Here is a 20,569-nt window from a genome sequence, read left to right as displayed (position 1 = left end):
ATGCGGTAAGATTTATCTTGATATCAAGATAATTTACGGCACAAATCTGTGACGTAAACCGAGCGGCGAGTCTGTCCGTGCGGCTTGCCGCGAGAACCGCACGTCGTGTGCCACGGAAGAGGAGAGTCACGATGAGTAACGTTGACAGTTTCGGCTCGAAGGGCACCCTGGAGGTCGGCGGCAAGTCCTATGAGATCTACCGCCTGAACTCGGTCGAGGGCTCCCAGAAGCTGCCGTTCAGCCTCAAGGTGCTGCTGGAGAACCTGCTCCGCACCGAGGACGGCGCCAACATCACCAAGGACCACATCAGCGCACTGGCCAACTGGGACGCCTCGGCTGAGCCGAGCACCGAAATCCAGTTCACCCCGGCACGCGTCGTCATGCAGGACTTCACCGGTGTGCCCTGCATCGTCGACCTCGCCACCATGCGCGAGGCCGTCAAGGAGCTCGGCGGCGATCCCTCGAAGATCAACCCGCTGGCACCGGCTGAGCTCGTCATCGACCACTCGGTGCAGATCGATGCCTTCGGCTTCGAAGACGCCATCGAGCGCAACATGGATATCGAGTACGAGCGCAACGGTGAGCGCTACCAGTTCCTGCGCTGGGGCCAGACCGCATTCGACGACTTCAAGGTCGTGCCTCCGGGCATGGGCATCGTCCACCAGGTCAACATTGAGTACCTCGCCCGCGTCGTCATGGCCCGTGGGGTCAACGGCGTCACCCGCGCCTACCCGGACACCCTCGTCGGCACCGACTCGCACACGACGATGGTCAACGGCCTCGGCGTGCTCGGCTGGGGTGTGGGCGGCATCGAGGCTGAGGCTGCGATGCTCGGCCAGCCGGTGTCGATGCTCATCCCGCGCGTCGTCGGCTTCAAGCTCACCGGTGAGATCCCCTCCGGTGTGACCGCCACCGACGTCGTGCTCACGATCACCGACATGCTGCGCCAGCACGGTGTCGTCGGCAAGTTCGTCGAGTTCTACGGTGAGGGCGTCGGCGCTGTGCCGCTGGCCAACCGTGCGACGATCGGCAATATGAGCCCCGAGTTCGGCTCGACGGCTGCGATGTTCCCGATCGACCAGGTAACGGTCGACTACCTGCGCCTGACCGGCCGCGACGAGGACCAGATCAGCCTCGTCGAGACCTACGCCAAGGAGCAGGGCCTGTGGCACGACCCGGCCAACGAGGTGGAGTACTCCGAGTACCTCGAGCTCGACCTCTCGACCGTGGTGCCCTCGATCTCGGGACCGAAGCGCCCGCAGGACCGCATCGAGCTCTCCGACTCCAAGGAGCAGTTCCGCAAGGACATCCACAACTACGCCAAGCCCGGCGAAGAGGACAAGGCCGCCAGCGTCGCCATGGGCGACGGACGCAGCTTCGAGCTGGCCAACGGCGCCGTGGCGATCGCCTCGATCACCTCGTGCACCAACACCTCGAACCCGTCGGTCATGATGGCTGCCGGCCTGCTGGCCCGCAATGCCCGCAAGCGCGGCCTCAACACCAAGCCGTGGGTCAAGACTTCGGTCGCCCCGGGCTCGAAGGTCGTCACCGAGTACTTCGAGAAGTCCGGTGTTATGGAGGACCTCGAAGCACTGAACTTCTACACCGTCGGCTACGGCTGCACCACCTGCATCGGCAACTCCGGTCCGCTGGAGACGGAGATCTCCGAGGCCATCCAGGAGAACGACCTGTCGGTCACCGCTGTGCTCTCGGGCAACCGCAACTTCGAAGGCCGCATCAGCCCGGACGTGAAGATGAACTACCTGGCTTCGCCGCCGCTCGTCATCGCCTACGCCCTGGCCGGCTCGATGGACTTCGACTTCGAGAACCAGCCGCTGGGCAAGGACGAAGACGGCGTCGATGTCTTCCTCAAAGACATCTGGCCGACCCCGGAAGAGGTCGAAGCCACGATCGACAGCTCGATCGACACCGATATGTTCACCAAGGAATACGGTGCGATCTTCGACGGTGACGAGCGCTGGCAGCGGCTCGAAACCCCCTCGGGCGACCTGTTCGAGTGGGACGACGAGTCCACCTACGTGCGCAAGCCGACCTACTTCGAGGGCATGACGATGGATCCGGAGCCGGTCAGCGATGTCTCCGGCGCCCGTGTCCTCGCTCTGCTGGGCGATTCGGTCACCACCGACCACATCTCGCCTGCCGGTTCCTTCAAGGCCGACACCCCGGCCGGCAAGTACCTGCAGGAGCACGGCGTCGAGCGCAAGGACTTCAACTCCTACGGCTCGCGCCGCGGCAACCACGAGGTGATGATCCGCGGCACCTTCGCCAACATCCGTCTGCAGAACCTGTTGCTCGACGGTGTGCAGGGCGGCTTCACCCGCGACTTCACCCAGGAGGGCGGACCGCAGACGACGATCTACGACGCCTCGGTCAACTACCAGAAGCAGGGCACTCCGCTCGTCGTCATCGGCGGCACGGAGTACGGCACCGGCTCCTCGCGCGACTGGGCTGCCAAGGGCACCAAGCTCCTCGGCGTCTCGGCTGTCATCGCGCGCAGCTTCGAGCGCATCCACCGTTCGAACCTCATCGGCATGGGTGTGCTGCCGCTGCAGTTCCCGGCCGGTGAGTCCGCCGAGTCCCTCGGGCTCGACGGCACCGAGACTTACGACATCACCGGTGTGGCCGCGATGAACGACGGCGCTGTGCCCAAGACCGTCAAGGTCACCGCGACGAAGGACAGCGGCGAGACCGTCGAATTCGATGCTGTTGTGCGCATCGACACGCCGGGTGAGGCTGACTACTACCGCAACGGCGGCATCCTGCAGTACGTGCTGCGCTCGCTCGTGCGCCAGTGACGACAACGGCAGGATGACGGTGCGGCAGGCCTGACCTGCAGCGCTTGAACCGGCACGGCAACGGCCGGAGCACCACCAGGTGCTCCGGCCGTTCTGTCTGAACAGGCCCCGTGTCCACCTGGATACGAGAAGCCAAGAGAGTACACTTGACGTTCTGACCGTATGAAATCGGATATGACGCATGTGTGTCAGCTGCCGATGAGGAGCAGCGAAAAGGAGCCGACAACCGTATGACCTTCCTGGAGAACATCACTTCGCCAGCGGACGTCAGACAGCTCAGCACCGCCGAGTGCCAGGTGCTGACGAAGGAGATCCGTGACTGCCTCATCACCACCGTGGCGCAGACCGGAGGCCATCTCGGCCCCAATCTCGGCGTCGTCGAGCTGACCACCGCCATCCACCGGGTTTTCGAGTCCCCGCGTGACACGATCCTCTTCGACGTCGGCCATCAGAGCTACGTGCACAAACTGCTCACCGGCCGGTACCCGGAGTTCTCCACACTGCGCCAGCGCGGCGGCATTTCCGGCTACCCCTCCAGGGCAGAATCCGAACACGACGTCATCGAGAACTCCCATGCCTCCAGCTCGCTGTCCTGGGCCGACGGCATCGCCAAAGCCCGCCAGCTGACAGGCGAGCGGGACCGGCACGTCGTCGCCGTGATCGGCGATGGTGCACTCACCGGCGGCATGGCCTGGGAGGCGCTGAACACGATCGCAGCCGATAAGTCCCAGCCGCCGCGCAAGCTCGTCATCGTCGTCAACGACAACGGCCGCTCCTATGCCCCGACTGTCGGCGGCTTCGCGGAGCATCTCGACTCGCTGCGCACCTCATCGCAGTACGAGAAGCTCCTCTCATGGGGCAAGGAGCGCCTGCAGCAGTCCGGGCCTCCCGGCCGGGCCGCCTATTCGGCGATGCACGGCATGAAGAAGGGCCTCAAAGACATGATGGCCCCGGCTGCGACCGGCATGTTCGACGAACTCGGCATCAAGTACGTCGGCCCGGTCGACGGACACGACCTCGACAGCCTCGAACGCGCCCTGGCCAAGGCCAAGGACTACGACCAGGGCCCGGTCATCGTCCACGCGCTGACCCAGAAGGGCTACGGCTACGCACCCGCGATGGCGGACATGGAGGACCAGTTCCATGCTGTGGGCGTCATCGACGCCGAGACCGGCCGCTCGCAGCCGTCGAAGTCAACCTCCTGGACCTCAGTGTTCGGCGACGAGATCACCCGCATCGCACGCGAACGCCAGGACATCGTCGCGATCACCGCGGCCATGCTCATCCCGGTCGGGCTCAAGAGCTTCGCCGAGGAGTTCCCGGAGCGCGTCTTCGACGTCGGCATCGCCGAACAGCATGCCGTCGCCTCGGCCGCCGGCCTGTCTTACGGCGGCCTGCACCCGGTCGTGTGTCTCTACGCCACCTTCCTCAACCGTGCCTTCGACCAGCTGCTCATGGACGTGGCTCTGCACAGGCAGGGAGTGACCTTCGTCCTCGACCGCGCCGGCATCACCGGCCCTGACGGAGCCAGCCATCACGGCATCTGGGACATCGCCATGCTTCAGGTCGTGCCCGGATTGCAGCTGGCGGCCCCGCGCGATGCCACCCGGTTGGTCGAGGAGTTCAACGAAGCTGTCGCTGTCGACGACGCCCCGACTGTGGTGCGGTTCTCCCGCGGCTCGGTCGGCAACGACATCGAGGCGCTGTCCCGGACAGCAGACGGCGTCGACATCCTCGCCGAACCCGCCGACGGACTCGACCCCGATGTGCTCATCGTCTCCGTCGGCGCGCTGGCCGACCGTGCTCTCGCACTTGCCGAGGAACTGCGCCAGCGCTCGATCGGCGCAACGGTCATCGACCCGCGCTGGGTGCTGCCGGTGCCGGAGTCCGTGCTGACGATGGGCAAAGACCATGCGCTGGTCGCTGTCGTCGAGGACGGTGTGAAGATCGGCGGCATCGGCTCCCAGATCCGTCAGGATCTGCGCGATGAGGACTCGCGCACCGGTGTTGTCGAACTCGGCGTGCCCGATGAGTTCCTGCCGCACGGCACGCGCGAGGAGATCCTCGAATACGCCGGCCTGTCGGTGCCGCAGATGTTGGAGAACACGCTGCACATGCTGCCCTCGCACCTGGCCGAACGCGCCCACCGCGCCAGCCGCCGCGCAATGTGAGATCCCGCTCCCGAGGCGGGGGTCACCTGAGCATGTGAGCTCACCTCAGAGCCCGCCGGGGATGCTGAGCCGGCAGGAGCCGAGCCGACAGGGTTCAGGATGCCTCGGCATCAGCGGCTGCTGCCGCCTCAGCGAGCACCGCGGCTGTGCGCTCGATCTGCCAGGGCCGGGCCTGCCCAGCCTGCAGATAGTCCTCGACGGCAGCGGTATCGCCGACGACAGGCTCATTCGCCAGCGACTTCACCAGCCGCGGGGTGAGCAGCACCTCATGCGGCATCTCCATCTCTTCGGCGACCGCACGCACGGCGGCGCGCATCCGCTCCGACCGGGCCTTGGCGACCTCACGGTCGGCGCGTGGGCCTGCATTCTGCTGCGGCGCCCGCAGCGGCGGCAGCTCGGCAGCCGGCAGCGCATCGGCCCGCTGCAGAGAGTGCAGCACTTCGGCCGCCTGCTTCCCGGAGAGCTCCTTGCCGCCGGGCACCGCGTAGATGTCGTCGATCGTGCGGACTTTCGCCTTCGTCAGGGCGACGAGCAGCCGGTCGCGCAGCAGCCGGCCAGGTGCCAGATCCTGCTTGGCGGCTGCCGCATCACGGTCGAGCCACAGCTGGCGGGCACGGGCGAGGGCGCGGCGGTTCCTGACGCTGCCGAGTCCGCTGATGCGCCGCCACGGATCGGTGTGCACACGCTTTTCGAAGCCGAGCAGATGAGCGAACTCCTGGCGGGCGAACTCATCCTTGCCGGCGTCGCACAGCTGCGTCGCCAGCGCATCCCGCAGCTCGACGAGCAGTTCGACATCGAGCGCGGCGTAGTTGAGCCAGTCGAGCGGCAGCGGCCGGGTCGACCAGTCGACATAGGAGTGTTCCTTGGCCAGACGCACGCCCAGCTCGCTGCCGACAAGTGCGGCCAGCCCGAAGCGCTCTGCGCCGAGCATCCGGGCGGCGAGCTCCGTATCGAACAGGGCAGCGGGCCGCATGCCCCGATCCGCCAGGCACGGCAGATCCTGGGTGGCAGCATGCAGCACCCATTCGACTCCGTCGAGTGCGGCACTGAGCTCGGTGAGATCCGGCAGCGCTTCGGGGTCGATGAGCATGATGCCGCTGCCGGCACGCTTGAGCTGGATGAGGAAGGCGCGGTCGTCGTAGCGGATGCCGGAAGCCCGTTCAGCATCGATCGCGACCGGGCCCGTGCCGGCAGCCAGGGCGCTGATGGCCTCGTGCAGGGCTGCAGGGGTGTCGATGACCTCGGGCACGCCGCCAGCCGGACGGGCGAGCAGGGGCAGATTCTCGTCGACGTGGCGTGAGCTCACCGGCGTCGCCCCGGCAGCGGCGTCACGCCGTCGGGAACAGGGGGCAGGCCGGCGACGAGGCCGATGAGATCGATCCAGGCATCGACGTGGTTGCCGATGTCCTCCGGCTCTTCGAGCACCGGTGTCCAGGAGGCGCGCAGCTCCAGGTCGATCGACCAGGGCCGGCCGGCCAGTGTGCCGAAGCTCTCCGACATCACGCGTGTGGTGGTGCCGCCGGTGTTGGTGATCTCACAGTCGTTGGTCTCCAGCGCCTCGGTCAGCCATGACCAGGCCACCGGTCCGAGCATCGCCTCATTGCCCATCTCCGCTTCTAGCTCGGCGCGCACATAGCTGACGAGCCGGAACTCACCGTCCCATTCCTCCGGCCGATCCGGGTCGTAGAGCAGCACGATCCGGCCGGTGGCCAGCTCGTCGATGTCCTCGCCGCTGGCAGCCTGGAATGCCTCATCGGCATGGACTTCAGCGCCGAGGGCGATGGCGTAGGGGGCGAGTTTGGACGGGGCGGGGATCTCACTGACCTTGATGCGCGCGTCTCCGCGCGGCTTGCGCAGCACGTCAGCGGCGCGAGCGAAAGCCTGCGGTATCCGGTTCAGCGGTGAGGGGGCTATCACACTCATCACTGTAGGTCGAGGCACGGACAACGGCGAGCGTCCACGCCGGGCAGCCCCCAGAACAGCGGGATGGCCCAGGACTAAAGTGGGGCCGGTGCGTGTTAGGGCTGATACGACGCTGAGGCTGACATGAGGAAAGGAGCCCGCTATCATATGAGCGCAGACCCAGAGGATTTCAAACACGCCTTCCGCCACCACCCGGCCGGAGTCGCGGTCATCACCGCACAGTCGCCGGACGGACCGATCGGACTGACAGTCTCCAGTCTGGCCAGCGTCACCCTGCAGCCTCCGCTACTGCACTTCTCTGTCTCCACCGCCCGCTATTCGGCTTCGCGGCTGCTGAGCGCGGAGAGCTTCGTCGTCAACACCCTCGGCGCTGAGCACGTCGACATCGCCCGCGCCTTCGCCCGCTCTGACGGGCCGCGCTTCACCCCAGAGCAGGGCTTTGCGACCCTGCCCGGCGGCGACCCGTATCTGCCCGGCGCCCATGCGGTGCTGCACTGCCGGTTCGCCTCCCAGACCCCGGCGGGAGATTCGACGGTGTGCGTCGGCGAGATCACAGACATCATCACCTCCGAGCCCGGCCGCTCACTCGTCTACGTCGACCGCGAGTTCTACGCGCTCAACAGCAGCGACCGGATCTGAGCACCCGCCTGACGACACAACCGGCAGCAGCCGGACTGTGCAGCAGGCCTCCAGCCGGACCGCGCCGTCGGCCGATGAAGCCCTCGTCGCCGGCCATCCTGAGAGCAGCTGCAGCTGCGGCTGCTCAGAACCGCAGCACCGGTACCCCGGCATGTTCGCTCATGCCGCCGGGTGCCGGTTCGTCTGTGCGCAGCAGGGTGAAGCCGGGCCCGAGGTGGGAGTCGCCGAGGGTGAGGGCGAAGGTCCCGTCGACAACGGGCTCAGGTGCGCTGGACGATCCGGCGACTACCACCTCGGCTGCGGCGACCGGCGCCTCGGGCGCGGCGATCATGAGGTTGACCGCCCGGCACGGCCGGTCGAGCTCGACCAGGCCCGTCATCGACGCGCCGTCGAAGAGGCAGGCCTGGCCGTCGGCGACTGTATGGCGGGTGCCGTCGATGAGGAGGACGAGGTCGCTGCCGATCGGCCGGAAGATCCGCCGCACGCCCGGCAGCGCGGAGAACTCCGCCGGCTGTTCGAGGGTGGCGATCGAAGCCCGCCAGCGCGGCAGGTCCGGGGTCAGCTGTGCCGAGGCGTCGAGGGAGACGAGTTCGATCGTCGAACCGGCCCCATTGGCCCAGGGCACAGACGGCAGTTCGGCGGCAGAGGCGATGGGACGCAGCGCAGAAGTCATACCGGCAAGCCTAGCCGCAGCCGCCGCACACCGAGCCATGTGAGACGGGTTGTTCTGGAGGGCGAACGCCTTTCCTCCCTCAGGCGACAAGTGAGACGATAGGGGGCATGACGACGACTCTCGTGCGTGCGGCGCGCTCTCAGCCGGTTGACCGGACCCCTGTCTGGTTCATGCGACAGGCCGGCCGCTCCCTTCCCGAATACCGCGAATTGCGCGAGGGCACGCAGATGCTCAAAGCCTGCCGCACCCCTGATCTCGTCGCCGAGATCACCCTGCAGCCGGTGCGCCGCCACAATGTCGACGCGGCGATCTTCTTCTCCGATATCGTCGTCCCGCTCCAGGCCGCCGGTGTCGACGTCGTCATCGAACCCGGCGTCGGCCCGGTCATCGCACACCCGGTGCGCACCCAGGCCGATGTCGACAGCCTGCCGGAGCTCACCGCCGAGATGATGCCCGATATCGCCGAATCGATCTCGCGCATCGCCGCTGAGCTCGCCACCCGTGAGGACACCGCCCTCATCGGCTTCGCCGGCGCCCCGTTCACGCTCGCCAGCTACCTCATCGAAGGCGGCCCGAGCCGTAACCATGAGAAGACCAAGGCGATGATGGCAGGCGCCCCTAAGATGTTCTCTCAGCTGCTCGGCAAGCTCGCGGCGATGTCGGCGACCTTCCTCGACGTGCAGCTGCGCGCCGGCGCGCAGGCCTTCCAGCTCTTCGACTCCTGGGCCGGGTTCCTCAATCCGCGCGACTACCGCGAACACGTGCTGCTGCATTCGGCGCGCGTCTTCGCCGAGCTTGCCGGCCACGATGTGCCGAGCATCCACTTCGGGGTGCAGACCGGTGAGCTGCTGCCTGCGATGTCCGAAGCCGGTTCCGATGTCGTCGGCGCTGACTACCGCGTCGACCTCGCCGACGCCTCCGCCCGCCTCAAGCCCGGCCAGGCGCTGCAGGGCAACCTCGATCCGGCGCTGCTCTTCGCCCCGTGGGAGGCGCTGCAGCCGCGCATCGAGCAGATCGTGCGCGCCGGCTTCGCCCACCCCGGCGGCCACATCTTCAACCTCGGCCACGGCGTCCTGCCGACCACCGACCCCGAGGTGCCCGGCCGGATCGTCGAAGAAGTCCACCGCATCTCCTCGGCACTGCTGAGCGGAGACGACCTGCAGTGAGCGCAGCGCGCATCGTCATCGTCGGCGGCGGCATCTCCGGACTGGCGACCGCCCACCGGCTGGCGGTCGCGCTGCCGGAAGCCCAGATCACCGTCTGCGAAGCCTCCGAGCGCCTCGGCGGCTGCCTCAAGTCCTCGACGCTGGGCGGCGCGGCACCTGGCGGCGCGGACGTCGGTGCCGAGGCGAGCCTGTTCCTCAGGCCCGAGACCACGAGCCTGTGCGCTGAGCTCGGCCTCGACCTGGAGTTCCCCTCCCGGGAACACTCCTCCCAGCTGTACGTCCACGGCACCATGCATGCGATGCCGAAGGACACGCTCATGGGCGTGCCGAGCGACCCGGCCAGCCTGGCCGGGATCCTCACCGCCGCCGAGGTGGACCGCGCCCAGGCAGAGACGCTCACCGACCCTGCTGAAGGGGATGTGGCCGTCGGCGAGTTCATCGCCTCCCGCCTCGGCGATGCCGTCGCCGATGTCATCGTCGACCCGCTGCTCGGCGGCGTCTACGCCGGACGCTGCCGCGAGCTGTCGATGGCGGCCACGATTCCCGCGCTGCTGCCGGCAGCCCAGACCGGCACCTCGGTCATCGACGCCGTCAGAACGGTGCGCGCCCAGCGCAGCGCGGCATCGGGTGCGAACATTCCCGGCGCCGCCCGCGCCGACGCCCCACCGGTGTTCATGACTCTGCGCGGGGGCATCAGCCGGCTCATCACCGCCCTGGCAGATGACCTGCGCGCTCGCGGCGTGCGCATCGAAGTCGGCACCCCCGTCACCGCCCTGCAGCCGGGCCAGCCGGGCAGCGGCGAGCCTGGCTGGTCGGTGCGCGCAGGGGAGGAGCACCTTCCAGCCGAGGCCGTCGCCCTCGCCGTTCCCGCCTACGCAGCAGCCTCGATCCTCGCCGATGTCGATGCCGAGATCGCAGGCGTCCTCGGTGCCATCGACTATGCCGACTCGGCTGTCGTCACCGCCGTGCTGGACACCGGTGATGCACCGCTGTCCGGCTCCGGCTTCCTCATCCCGCCCACCGAAGGCCGGTTCATCAAAGCCTCGACCTTCGCCTCGAACAAGTGGCCGTGGCTGAAAGACGCGCTTCCTGCAGGCACGGCTGTGGTGCGGATGAGCGTCGGTCGCTACGGCGACTCCCCGGATGCCTGGCAGCACCTGCCCGATGCGGAGCTCGCCGCCCGCGCGCTCGCCGACTGGCGCGACATCACCGGCAGCACGGTCGCCTGTCGCCACATCGAGGTGCAGCGCTGGACGCAGTCGCTGCCGCAGTACCGGCCCGGGCATCTGGACCGCAGCCGCGCCATCGATGCTGCGCTCACCGACCATCCGGGCCTCGGCCTGGCCGGCTCCGCCTATGACGGCGTCGGCATCCCGGTGTGCCTCCGGCGCGCCGCCAGCGAAGCCGCGCGGATCGCCGCAGCACTCAGCGCCGAACCCCGAGCCGCCGCAGCACACTGAACGTCCATCCACCGAATCCGCCCGCTGACCCTGAACCGCCCACTGACCCTGAACCGCCCGCACAGACATGGCCGCTGTTGGCCGCAGAGAGGAACGAAGAAATGTCTGACTACGTTCAGCCCACCGCCGAACAGATCGAGAAGTTCAACAAGGAGATCCGCTACGCCGGCTACAGCGTCTTCGCCGTCGCCGGTGAGCTCGGCGATGCCGACCGCGCTGAGCTCGCTGCCGAGCTCGATGAGGGCCTGGCAGCGCTTGCCGATGAGGATCTCGTTGTGCGCGGCACCTATGACATCTCGGCGATGCGCGCTGATGCCGATCTCATGTTCTGGTGGCATGCCCCCAGCGTCGAACTGCTGCAGCAGGCCTACTCCGTTGTGCGCCGCTCGCTGCTGGGCGGGCTGCTCGACCCGGTCTGGTCGTGCATCGGCCAGCACCGTCCGGCCGAGTTCAACAAGGCGCACCTGCCGGCCTTCCTCACCGATCCGAACCCAGGTGACTACCTGTGCGTCTACCCATTTGTGCGCTCCTACGACTGGTACCTGCTCGACCCGCAGGAGCGGGCGAAGATGCTGCGCGACCACGGCATGGCCGCTGCCGGCTACAAGGACGTCAAGGCCAACACCATCGCCGCCTTCGCGCTCAACGACTACGAATGGCTGCTCGCCTTCGAAGCCGATGACCTCGACCGGATCATCAGCCTCATGCGCGATCTGCGCAACACCGAGGCGCGCCTGCACGTGCGCGAGGAGATTCCGTTCTTCACCGGACCGCGCAAGGATCTCGCTGACATCATCGCTCTCTGGCGCTGACCCTCACGGAGACCACTGGCTCAGCTGGAGGGCGCCTCGGGCCCCGGGTCACGGCGCAGCGGGGTGTGCTCGATCCCGTCCTCCATGAACCGCGGGCCGTTCGGCACGAAGCCGAGCCGCCCGTAATAGCCCTCCAGATGGCTCTGCGCATTCATCACCAGCGGCGCGTTCCCGTAGACGGCGACCAGCGCACCCAGCAGGCGCAGCCCCGTCCCGGTGCCCCGCACCTCGGGGTCGGTCACCACCCGGCCGATCGACCGGGCATCCGGGGCGCTGGCCGGGCCATCAGGGAAGCTCAGCGGCAGCACCCGGGCGTAGGCGGCTGGCATGAGAGACAGCCCCGACTGCGCACCATGGGAGTCCCGGGCCGCGCGGGTCGGCTGCGGGATGAAGGCATGGACGGTCTCCGGCAGAGTGTCGATGCCGTCGAGGTCGAGGAACACACAGCTCTGCTCGACGACGAACACCGCAGAGCGCAGCTGCAGGATCCCGTACAGCTCTGTCGTGCTGAGCTCGGTGAAGGGCTTGCGGATGAGCGGCGCGGCACCGGCCCTAGGCTCGCTCACTCGGCGAAGTCCAGGCAGATGGAGTTGATGCAGAAGCGGGCATCGGTGGGGGTGCCGAAGCCCTCTCCGTAGAACACGTGCCCGAGGTGGGAATCGCAGGCCCGGCAGCGCACCTCCGTGCGCACCATGCCGAGCGACCGGTCCTCGATGTAGCGCACCCGGTCTTCGGCCAGCGGCGCGTAGAACGCCGGCCAGCCGCAGTGGGCGTCGAACTTCGTCTCCGAGCGGAACAGCTCCGCCCCGCAGGCCCGGCAGGAATAGGTGCCGGTGGCGGTGTGATCGGTGTACTCGCCGGTGAAGGGTCGCTCGGTCCCGCCCTGGCGCAGCACCGCGAACTCGGCTGGGGAGAGGATCTCCTGCCAGTCGCGTTCGCTGCGAGCAGCCGTGGCGCTGCCGTCTGCGGCGGTGTCCTGAGCACGGGTCGAATCGGTCATGGTCTCGTCTCCTCCCACACGAGCATGTGCAGATGCACGCATGCGCACACGCTATCAGCGACCGGCCCGGCAGCGGCAAGCAGGCAGAGCTGCTGAGATCCTCTGTACTTCCTGGAATCCGCGGTCATCTCAGGTGAGTAGGATGGGCACACAGGAGGGAGCAGTGATGACTGACGTGGACTTCAAGAATCGGGCTCTGCGCTTCACCGCCGCCGGCGCGGGCATCGGCCTGGCCGTCGGAGCGCTCGTCTCCGTGGCCTCATCGGGTCTGGCCGCCTACTTCGCCCGCCGCATCGTCGTCCCCGAGAACGCACCCGAAGACCTGGAGATCCTGCACGTCGACGGCTTCGACGACGATATGCGCGTCCACCTGCCGGCCACCGACGACACCCTCGTCAACGGACGCTACGGCCTGTACTTCGACTCCGCGACCGGTCATGCCCAGCTCGGCGACATCGTCGAATACGACCCGGTCTCCCAGACTGTCTCCCGCGAAGTGCTGGGAGTGACCGCAGGCAACCTGCGCACCGCCCGGTGGGGCCGCTGGACCGGCCAGTTCTACTCGCATCCCGAACAGCTCAACCTGCCGTATGAGGACATCGCGCTCGTCTCCGATGTCGGCGAGCTGCCGGCCTGGTACCTGCCGACGACGGCCGAAAAGCCCAGCGATACGTGGGCGATCCTCATCCACGGCCGCGGTGCCACCCGCGCGGAGTGCCTGCGCGCAGGTCCCGTGCTCGACTCGCTGAGCATGCCGGCACTGGCGATGGCCTACCGCAACGACGCCGAGGTGCGGGTCGGCCGGTCAGCCCGCTACGGGCTGGGGGACACCGAATGGCTCGACGTCGATGTCGCCATCGACTATGCGCTGGCCCGCGGGGCGAAGAACGTCGTGCTCTTCGGCTGGTCGATGGGAGGGGCCATCGCCTTCCAGGCCGCCTCGCGCGGCCGCAACCGCGACCATGTCCGCGCTCTCGTCCTCGACGGGCCGGTCGTCGACTGGTACAACGTGCTCGACCACCAGGCCAGACTCAACTTCCTGCCCACCCCGATCGCACGGCTGACGCTTGACATGATCACCCGCCCGTGGGCGAGGCGGATCACCGGGCTGGAGACCCCGCTCGACCTCGACCGGATGGACTGGCTGACGCGGGCTGCCGAACTGGACACACCGCTGCTGCTCATCCATTCCGAAACCGACGAATTCGTGCCCACCGGTCCCTCGCACGCGCTGGCGAATGTGCGCCGCGACCTCGTGACGATGCCCAGCTACACCAAGGGCCGGCACACCAAGGAGTGGAACACCGACCCGGAGCGCTGGTCGGATGATGTGGCGAACTTCCTCGAATCGAAGGTGCTGCGCAGCCCGCTTCCCAGCCGTCAGCAACCGGCGGCACCGGCCCGGCTGGCAAGCACGTCGCCCACGCGGTCTGACCCGGCCGCGGCATCGGGTGACACAGCCGGCCAGGAGACGTCACGGCTGCTCGATATGAGCAACCGGCAACTCGGACGTGGCGACGGCTGCCTGGAACGGCCCGTCGACCGCTGATCGAACAGCCGGCAGGCTCGGGTTCACAGCACGTTCCGGCTCACAGGACGTTTCGGCTCACAGGACGCCGAGGTCCTGGGCGGTGTTCCGCTCGGCCTGCAGTTCAGCGACCGAGGCGTCGATGCGCCGCCGGGAGAACGCGTCGATCTCCAGACCGGTGACGATCTCATAGCCGCCGCCTGTGCACACGACCGGGAACGAGGAGACGAGCCCGGCCGGCACATCATACTCACCCTGTGAGTGCACGGCCATCGACACCCAGCGTCCGCTGCTGCCGTGCTCCCAGTCGCGCAGGTGCTCCAGCGTCGCGTGGGCAGCCGAGGCGGCCGAGGAGGCGCCGCGGGCGGCGATGATCGCAGCTCCGCGCTTGGCGACCGTCGGCACGAACTCATCTGCCACCCACGCCTCATCGCCGATGACCTCGGCCAGCGACCGGCCGGCCAGCCGGGCGTGGGAGATGTCGGGGTACTGGGTGGCGGAGTGGTTGCCCCAGATGGCGACCTGCTCGATGTCCTGAACGTACACAGGCTCACCGGTGACCTCGGTGGTCTTCGCCGCCAGCTGCGACAGCGCCCGGTTGTGATCGAGCCGGGTGAGGGCGGTGAACTGCGTCTTCGGGATGTCCGGGGCGTGGTGGGAGGCGATGAGCGCATTCGTATTGGCCGGGTTGCCGGTGACGACGACCTTGACGTGATCGGCGGCATTGACCAGCGCCCGGCCCTGGGTGGAGAAGATCTCGCCGTTCTTCTGCAGCAGATCAGCGCGTTCCATGCCCGTCTTCCGCGGCATCGAGCCGATCAGCAGTGCCGCATCGACACCGTCGAAGGCGGTGGCAGGGTCATCGGTGATCTCGACGGCTTCGAGCCGGGTGAAGGCGCAGTCGTCGAGTTCCATCACGACGCCCTCGAGGGCCTGCAGCGCCTGCGGGACCTCCAGCAGCCGCAGACGGATCGGCTCATCACCGTAGACGAATCCTGCAGCCAGGCGGAAGAGCAGGCTGTAGCCGATCTGCCCGGCGGCTCCGGTGACAGCGATGGTGCGGGTCATGATGTGCTCCTATCGGTGGGGTGGATCAGGGGGACCCCAGCTGCAGCCGGTGGATGGCGGTCGAACCATCGGTCAGCTGGGACAGGGGGCGGGCGCGCAGCGGCGGGTCGAAGGTCGGCCCGGAGAGCAGGCCCGGGCCGGTGCCGGTGATGAGGGGACTGACGGTCAGGCACAGTTCGTCGATGACACCGGCCTGGATCCAGGTCCCGAGCAGGGCGGGCCCGCCTTCGCACAGCACCCGGCGCATGCCTCGGGCGCGGAGGTCAGCGAGCACCGCTGCCGGGCTGACTTCGTCTGCATGGGCGACGACATTGCCGTCCCCGCAGTAGCCGCGCAGCCGATCCAGCGTCACCTCATCGGCACACGAGGTGTGGACGATGACATCGGAGGTGCCGGCGGCATCGAGCCGGTTGGTGTCGATGAGCCCGGAGGCGGTGATGAGGACGAGCGCGGGCACGTCGGCCTGGCCGCGGCGGCGGCGCTGGGCGAGGTGAGCGCGTTTGGCGGCCAGCCGGGTGTAGCCTTCGGCCCGGGCGGTGCCGGCTCCGACGACAACGGCATCGGCAAGGGAGCGCAGCACCGAGAACACCCGCATATCGGCAGGGGTGGAGATCTCCCGGGAGCTGTCGTGAGCGCCGGTGACGGCCCCGTCGAGGGTGGTGACCATGTTCGCCTGCACGCGCATGCCGTGCGGGTCGCTCAGCGGGCTGGAATCGTAGAGGGCTGTCAGCGTCGGCTCGCCGAGCTCATAGGGCAGCAGCCGGAGTGTCGGTGTGAGCTCGCGCAGTGTCGTGCGGGTGGGGAAGCCGGGGTGTGCCGTCATGCGCTGCCTGGCTCACCGGCCGAGGAGGTCGGCAGGACCCATGACGATGTGCGGATCGAGCTCGGGGTCGATGGTCTGCAGCAGATACTGCATCTCATCGGTCGGCACGGTCACGCAGCCGCGGGTGGGGGAGTCGTGGTCGACGTGGAGCCAGATCTTGCCGCCGGCATCCCAGCCCATCGGGCGGGTGTTGTCCGTCGGGGCGGTGCCGGCCTTGCGGTTGTAGTTGATGGCGATGACATAGTCGAACACGTCGCGCCAGTCCTCACCGTAGACCTGGGCAGCGCCGTCGCGCAGGCCGCTGTTCTGGGTGTAGGGTAGCTTCGAGTTCGGGTCTGCCTTGGCTCCGCCGGCGTCGGTGAGCGCGAAGACGCCGACCGGGGTGGTGCCGTCGCCCTCGCGGCGCTCTTCGGCCCACCCGCTGCGGCCGTTGTGGGCGGAGAAGACCTTGACAGCCTCCCAGTCAGCCTCGACATCAGCACGCTGGTAGAGTACCAGCTGGTTCCGGGTGTCCTTCGCGTCCTCGCCGATGGCCACCAGCACCTGGCGGGCCGTATCGGGCACTTCGCCGCGGGTCTCCGGGCCGACACCGGGCAGGGTGGGGAACGTCTGGCCGGCAGCGATGTCATCGGCGGGTACGACAGCGTCATCGTCGGTGCTGCTGGAAGCCTCGCCGCCTGGCGCGGAATCGGCTGCGTTCGGCTCGATGGGCTCCTGAACGGCAGGGGCCGGGAAGTCACCGGGTGACTGCAGCTGCGGGGCGCTGAGGCTGGAGCCGACACTCTCTGCAGAGACCGGGGCGCCTTCAGCGGCTGCCTGCGCGTTTGCGCTGCCGACTGCGCCGCATCCGGAGACGAGCAGTGCGGCCGCTGTCAGCACAGCAGCCGGGAGGACTGTCTTCGGCACGATGGGCATGTGGCTATTATTCCATGCTTGAGCGGGCCGTGCAGATTCCGGCGCGCCTGGTCACCTCCTGAGTATGCGGATACCGGCAGCAGACTAAACTGGGAGCACTATGACCCTGCCACCACCGCCGTCGTACCGGCCGCAGCCGCGCCGCCGCGCCGACTCCGAACCCGAGGAGTCGCTGACGACCCAGCTCTTCGTCGGCCAGCCCAAGCCGGGCGCCGACAGCTCTGCCGACCCTGCCGGTTCCGCAAGCCGCGGACAGTCCGGCAGCCAGGCTCAGGCTGGTGCCACCGCCGCGATGCCGCCGGTGACCGGAACACCTGCCGCGCCTCCCCAGCCGCAGACGGCACCTGCCGGCCAGCCGGCGACGGAACCAGCCGACGCGACCGGAGACAGTGCGGAGTCGACGAAGATGCTCAGCCTCGAAGAGCTGCGCGAACTCGCTGCAGAGACCCGCGACGACAGGCTCGACGGCACCCAGGAACAGGACATTCCGCGTGATCACCTGCCGAAGGCCACCAAAGCCGATGAGGCATTCGCCGAACAGCAGGCAGCACCCTCGGTGTGGCCGGCACGCCAGCCGTCCGATGCGCCACCACCGCCGCCACAGCCGCCGGCCGTCAGCCCGGCCGCCTCGCAGACCTACGGTGCCACCGCATCCGGCTACGCTGCCTCCCCGCCCGGTTACCCTGCGGCCCAAGGCCACAGCCCCGTCCAGAGCTGCGGAGCGGCACCAGGATATGCACCCGGACACGGCGCGCCGAGTCCCGGGCAGCATGCCGGATTCGGGCAGCCGCCCGGCGTGCCGACCGGCTCGTTTCCGCAGCCACCGGCACAGCCGCCGCGCAAGAAGGGCGGTCTGCCGGTCCCGGCCATCATTGCGATCATCCTCGCCGCACTCATCGTCGCCGGCAGCATCGGCTACATCGTCTGGGACGTCAGCACCCGCAGCGACGACGTCCAGGGTGAGACGCCCCCGCCGCCACCGGCTGACACCGCCGAACCGACGAGCGAGGCGAGCCAGGAACCGACCGAGACCTCCGGCGAACAGGTCGCTGAAGCCTTCACCACGCCCTCAGGCAACATCTCCTGCACCATCAGCAATGAGCGGGCCCGCTGCGAGATCTCCAGCTTCGACTACGAACCGCAGGCGGAGAAGCCCGATGACTGCAAGGTCGATCCGTGGGGTTCGGTCGTCGTCGCCAACGCCGATGGAGCAGGCTTCTCCTGCGCTGACCCGCCGCCAGCGTCCGGAGACAGCCAGGAGCTGGCCTACGGGCAGAGCGTGGAAGCCCACGGCATGCGCTGCACCTCTGAGGAGAGCGGCGTCGAATGCACCCATATGGAATCGGGCAAGGGATTCTCCATCGCCCGCGCCGGCGTCGATTTCAAGAACTGACCGTCTCACACCTCGGACGCGGAGATGGAAGCACGCCATCGCGTCTTAGGGTGAAGACATGGCTAGGCACAACCTCCTCCTTCCGTGCCGCGGCGAGGCCTGACTCAGGCCGCATCCTCGCCGCGGAGTCCGTGCTGCCGGTCGCTGACATTCCCCGGGCCCACCCGCCCACCCGCTCTGAGGCCCGGTCTCCACGCACACCACGGAGGAAGAGACACCATGGCACATCTGCAACAGCCGACCCCGATGCCCTTCGCCAAGTACAAGTCGTTCTTCGACCGCCTCTCCCTCGATATGCGCGATCGGACCTGGCCCGACCAGCGGATCACGAAGGCGCCGCGCTGGCTGTCGACCGATCTGCGCGACGGCAACCAGGCGCTCATCGACCCGATGACCCCCGACCGCAAGCGGGCGATGTTCGATCTGCTCGTCCGCCTCGGATTCAAGGAGATCGAGGTCGGCTTCCCGGCCGCCAGCCAGCCTGACTTCGACTTCGTCCGCCAGATCATCGAAGAGGACGTGATCCCCGGTGATGTGCGGATCTCCGTGCTCACCCAGGCGCGCGAGGACCTCATCGAACGCACCGTCGAGAGCCTCGTCGGAGCGAAGATGCCCACCGTCCACCTGTACAACGCCACCGCTCCGGTGTTCCGCAAGGTCGTCTTCGGCTTCGACGGCGAAGGCTACGACCAGACCCGCGACATCGCGATGCGCGGCACGCAGGCGGTGATGAAGCACGCTGAGTCGCTGCTCGGCGACGCTGACTTCGGCTACCAGTACTCACCGGAGATCTTCGTCGACACCGAACCGGAGTTCGCCCTCGACATCGTCGGCAATGTCCTCGACATGTGGCAGCCGGCCGACGGCCGGGAGACCGTCGTCAACCTGCCGGCCACGGTCGAGCGCGGTACCCCGAACACCTATGCCGACCAGATCGAATGGTTCTGCCGCCACGTGCCCTACCGGGAGAACATCGCGATCTCGCTGCACCCGCACAATGACCGCGGCACCGGCGTGGCCGCTGCCGAACTCGGCATCATGGCCGGAGCCGACCGGATCGAAGGCTGCCTGTTCGGCAACGGTGAGCGCACCGGCAACCTCGATCTCGTCACCACCGCGCTCAACCTGTACTCCCAGGGCGTGGATCCCGAACTCGACTTCTCCGATATCGACGAGGTCATCCGCACCGTCGAGTACTGCAACCAGATCGGCGTGCACGAACGCCACCCCTATGGCGGCGACCTCGTGTTCACCTCCTTCTCCGGTTCCCACCAGGACGCGATCAACAAGGCGTTCGCCGACCGTGAGAAGAAGGCCCGCGACGCCGGCGTGCCCATCGACGAGATGGAATGGGACATGCCGTATCTGCCGGTCGACCCGAAGGACCTGGGCCGCACCTATGAGGCGATCATCCGCGTCAACTCGCAGTCCGGCAAGGGCGGCGTGACCTACCTGCTCAAGAGCGAATACGGCCTCGACATGCCGCGCCGCATGCAGGTGGAGTTCGCCAAGGTCGTCCAGCAGCACAGCGAGGCCGGCGGTGAGGTGCCGGCAGCCAAGATCTGGCAGATCTTCTCCGACGAGTACCTGCCCTCGGACGATCCCAGCACCCGCTGGGGACGCTTCCGGATCACCGCGCTGCGCACCGAGTCGGCGCATGCCGATGACGATGCCGCTGGCAGGAACGCCGAGCGCCTCGAAGTCACCCTGGAGACCGATGGCCAGGAGCGCTCCTACGAAGGCCACGGCACCGGCCCGCTGAACGCGCTCGTCAACGTCATGAACGAGAACTTCGGCGTCGACGTGCGCGTCCAGGACTACACCGAGCATGCGATCGGCGCCGGTGCGGACACGACCGCTGCCGCCTACGTCGAGATCGCCATCGGCGACCGCGTGATGTGGGGAGCAGGCCTGCACCCGAACATCACGAAGGCCTCGCTCAAGGCCGTGGTCTCGGCGATCAACCGCTATATGCGCGATGAGAAGGACTTCGCCGGCCAGCAGTGAGCCGTTATTGATTTCCCGCTACACGAGCTCGGCGTGAGCGCAATACGATGCTGGCAGGTACCGAGTAGGTGTAACCTGACTTGGCTCAAATTAGTCAGGTTTGATCGTGGCGTAGGACGCTGACTGCACACCGACTTCAGCAAGAGTTTCGATTGATTCGAACTTCGAGCCAGGA

At 67.8% G+C, this 20,569-nt stretch carries 17 protein-coding genes; 9 read left to right on the top strand and 8 right to left on the bottom strand.

Going from position 1 to position 20,569, the window contains the following annotated elements:
* Window positions 1–131: 131 nt before the first annotated feature.
* Together acnA and dxs are read left to right on the top strand one after the other, a co-directional pair.
* Complete coding sequence (acnA, locus tag ACFFN1_RS16455) at window positions 132–2,816, top strand: aconitate hydratase AcnA (protein ID WP_376841981.1); 2,685 nt, start codon at window positions 132–134, stop codon at window positions 2,814–2,816.
* Between the two features lie 230 nt (window positions 2,817–3,046).
* Window positions 3,047–4,987, top strand: coding sequence for a 1-deoxy-D-xylulose-5-phosphate synthase (dxs, locus tag ACFFN1_RS16450; RefSeq protein WP_376841980.1), 1,941 nt, complete (start codon window positions 3,047–3,049; stop codon window positions 4,985–4,987).
* A gap of 94 nt (window positions 4,988–5,081) precedes the next feature.
* Here the strand turns inward: dxs and ACFFN1_RS16445 are convergent, their stop codons facing one another.
* Both ACFFN1_RS16445 and ACFFN1_RS16440 read right to left on the bottom strand, forming a co-directional pair.
* The gene (locus tag ACFFN1_RS16445) at window positions 5,082–6,293 is read right to left on the bottom strand and encodes a ribonuclease D (protein WP_376841979.1); all 1,212 of its coding nucleotides are present in this window, start codon (window positions 6,291–6,293) and stop codon (window positions 5,082–5,084) included.
* The gene (locus ACFFN1_RS16440; protein WP_376842060.1) at window positions 6,290–6,904 is read right to left on the bottom strand and encodes a DUF3000 domain-containing protein; all 615 of its coding nucleotides are present in this window, start codon (window positions 6,902–6,904) and stop codon (window positions 6,290–6,292) included. Before ACFFN1_RS16440 ends, ACFFN1_RS16445 begins: the two co-directional genes overlap by 4 nt.
* 153 nt (window positions 6,905–7,057) lie before the next feature.
* Here ACFFN1_RS16440 and ACFFN1_RS16435 point away from each other — a divergent pair, with 153 nt between their 5' ends.
* Window positions 7,058–7,549, top strand: a complete 492-nt coding sequence (locus ACFFN1_RS16435) for a flavin reductase family protein (RefSeq protein ID WP_376841978.1) — start codon at window positions 7,058–7,060, stop codon at window positions 7,547–7,549.
* Between the two features lie 124 nt (window positions 7,550–7,673).
* Here ACFFN1_RS16435 and ACFFN1_RS16430 read toward each other — a convergent pair whose 3' ends face one another.
* Window positions 7,674–8,222 carry a HutD family protein gene (locus ACFFN1_RS16430; protein WP_376841977.1) on the bottom strand — a complete coding sequence of 183 codons (549 nt, stop codon included), beginning with the start codon at window positions 8,220–8,222 and terminating at the stop codon, window positions 7,674–7,676.
* A gap of 107 nt (window positions 8,223–8,329) precedes the next feature.
* Between ACFFN1_RS16430 and hemE the strand changes: the two genes are divergently transcribed.
* The 3 genes from hemE to hemQ all read left to right on the top strand — a co-directional run bounded on the left by hemE (window position 8,330) and on the right by hemQ (window position 11,660).
* Window positions 8,330–9,388 (top strand): uroporphyrinogen decarboxylase, encoded by a 1,059-nt coding sequence (gene hemE / locus ACFFN1_RS16425; protein ID WP_376841976.1) that lies wholly within the window; start codon window positions 8,330–8,332, stop codon window positions 9,386–9,388.
* On the top strand, window positions 9,385–10,848 hold the full coding sequence (gene hemG, locus ACFFN1_RS16420; RefSeq protein WP_376841975.1) for a protoporphyrinogen oxidase: 1,464 nt from the start codon (window positions 9,385–9,387) through the stop codon (window positions 10,846–10,848). Before hemE ends, hemG begins: the two co-directional genes overlap by 4 nt.
* Window positions 10,849–10,949: 101 nt before the next feature.
* Window positions 10,950–11,660, top strand: coding sequence for a hydrogen peroxide-dependent heme synthase (gene hemQ / locus ACFFN1_RS16415; protein WP_376841974.1), 711 nt, complete (start codon window positions 10,950–10,952; stop codon window positions 11,658–11,660).
* A 20-nt stretch (window positions 11,661–11,680) separates the two neighbouring features.
* Here hemQ and ACFFN1_RS16410 read toward each other — a convergent pair whose 3' ends face one another.
* Together ACFFN1_RS16410 and msrB are read right to left on the bottom strand one after the other, a co-directional pair.
* A complete protein-coding gene (locus ACFFN1_RS16410) occupies window positions 11,681–12,226 on the bottom strand; it encodes a GNAT family N-acetyltransferase (protein WP_376841973.1) in 546 nt (181 codons plus the stop codon).
* Window positions 12,223–12,660, bottom strand: coding sequence for a peptide-methionine (R)-S-oxide reductase MsrB (gene msrB / locus ACFFN1_RS16405; protein WP_376841972.1), 438 nt, complete (start codon window positions 12,658–12,660; stop codon window positions 12,223–12,225). The genes ACFFN1_RS16410 and msrB overlap by 4 nt, the downstream gene beginning before the upstream one ends.
* A gap of 166 nt (window positions 12,661–12,826) precedes the next feature.
* Here msrB and ACFFN1_RS16400 point away from each other — a divergent pair, with 166 nt between their 5' ends.
* Window positions 12,827–14,209 carry an alpha/beta hydrolase family protein gene (locus ACFFN1_RS16400; protein WP_376841971.1) on the top strand — a complete coding sequence of 461 codons (1,383 nt, stop codon included), beginning with the start codon at window positions 12,827–12,829 and terminating at the stop codon, window positions 14,207–14,209.
* A gap of 57 nt (window positions 14,210–14,266) precedes the next feature.
* On the opposite strand, the gene ACFFN1_RS16395 is transcribed toward ACFFN1_RS16400, so the two are convergent.
* The 3 genes from ACFFN1_RS16395 to ACFFN1_RS16385 are packed head-to-tail and all read right to left on the bottom strand — an operon-like array spanning window position 14,267 to window position 16,994.
* Complete coding sequence (locus ACFFN1_RS16395; protein WP_376841970.1) at window positions 14,267–15,256, bottom strand: malate dehydrogenase; 990 nt, start codon at window positions 15,254–15,256, stop codon at window positions 14,267–14,269.
* A gap of 25 nt (window positions 15,257–15,281) precedes the next feature.
* The gene (locus tag ACFFN1_RS16390) at window positions 15,282–16,079 is read right to left on the bottom strand and encodes a dihydrofolate reductase family protein (RefSeq protein WP_376841969.1); all 798 of its coding nucleotides are present in this window, start codon (window positions 16,077–16,079) and stop codon (window positions 15,282–15,284) included.
* 12 nt (window positions 16,080–16,091) lie between these two features.
* The gene (locus ACFFN1_RS16385; RefSeq protein ID WP_376841968.1) at window positions 16,092–16,994 is read right to left on the bottom strand and encodes a L,D-transpeptidase family protein; all 903 of its coding nucleotides are present in this window, start codon (window positions 16,992–16,994) and stop codon (window positions 16,092–16,094) included.
* Between the two features lie 100 nt (window positions 16,995–17,094).
* Here ACFFN1_RS16385 and ACFFN1_RS16380 point away from each other — a divergent pair, with 100 nt between their 5' ends.
* Both ACFFN1_RS16380 and leuA read left to right on the top strand, forming a co-directional pair.
* Window positions 17,095–18,387: a DUF6636 domain-containing protein gene (locus tag ACFFN1_RS16380; RefSeq protein ID WP_376841967.1), complete on the top strand. Its 1,293-nt coding sequence runs from the start codon at window positions 17,095–17,097 to the stop codon at window positions 18,385–18,387.
* 219 nt (window positions 18,388–18,606) lie between these two features.
* Window positions 18,607–20,394, top strand: coding sequence for a 2-isopropylmalate synthase (gene leuA, locus ACFFN1_RS16375; protein ID WP_376841966.1), 1,788 nt, complete (start codon window positions 18,607–18,609; stop codon window positions 20,392–20,394).
* Window positions 20,395–20,569: the final 175 nt, after the last annotated feature.

Source organism: Brevibacterium otitidis (assembly GCF_042429315.1).
Classification (GTDB): domain Bacteria; phylum Actinomycetota; class Actinomycetes; order Actinomycetales; family Brevibacteriaceae; genus Brevibacterium; species Brevibacterium otitidis.
This window is presented reverse-complemented; position numbering and strand designations above follow the sequence as displayed.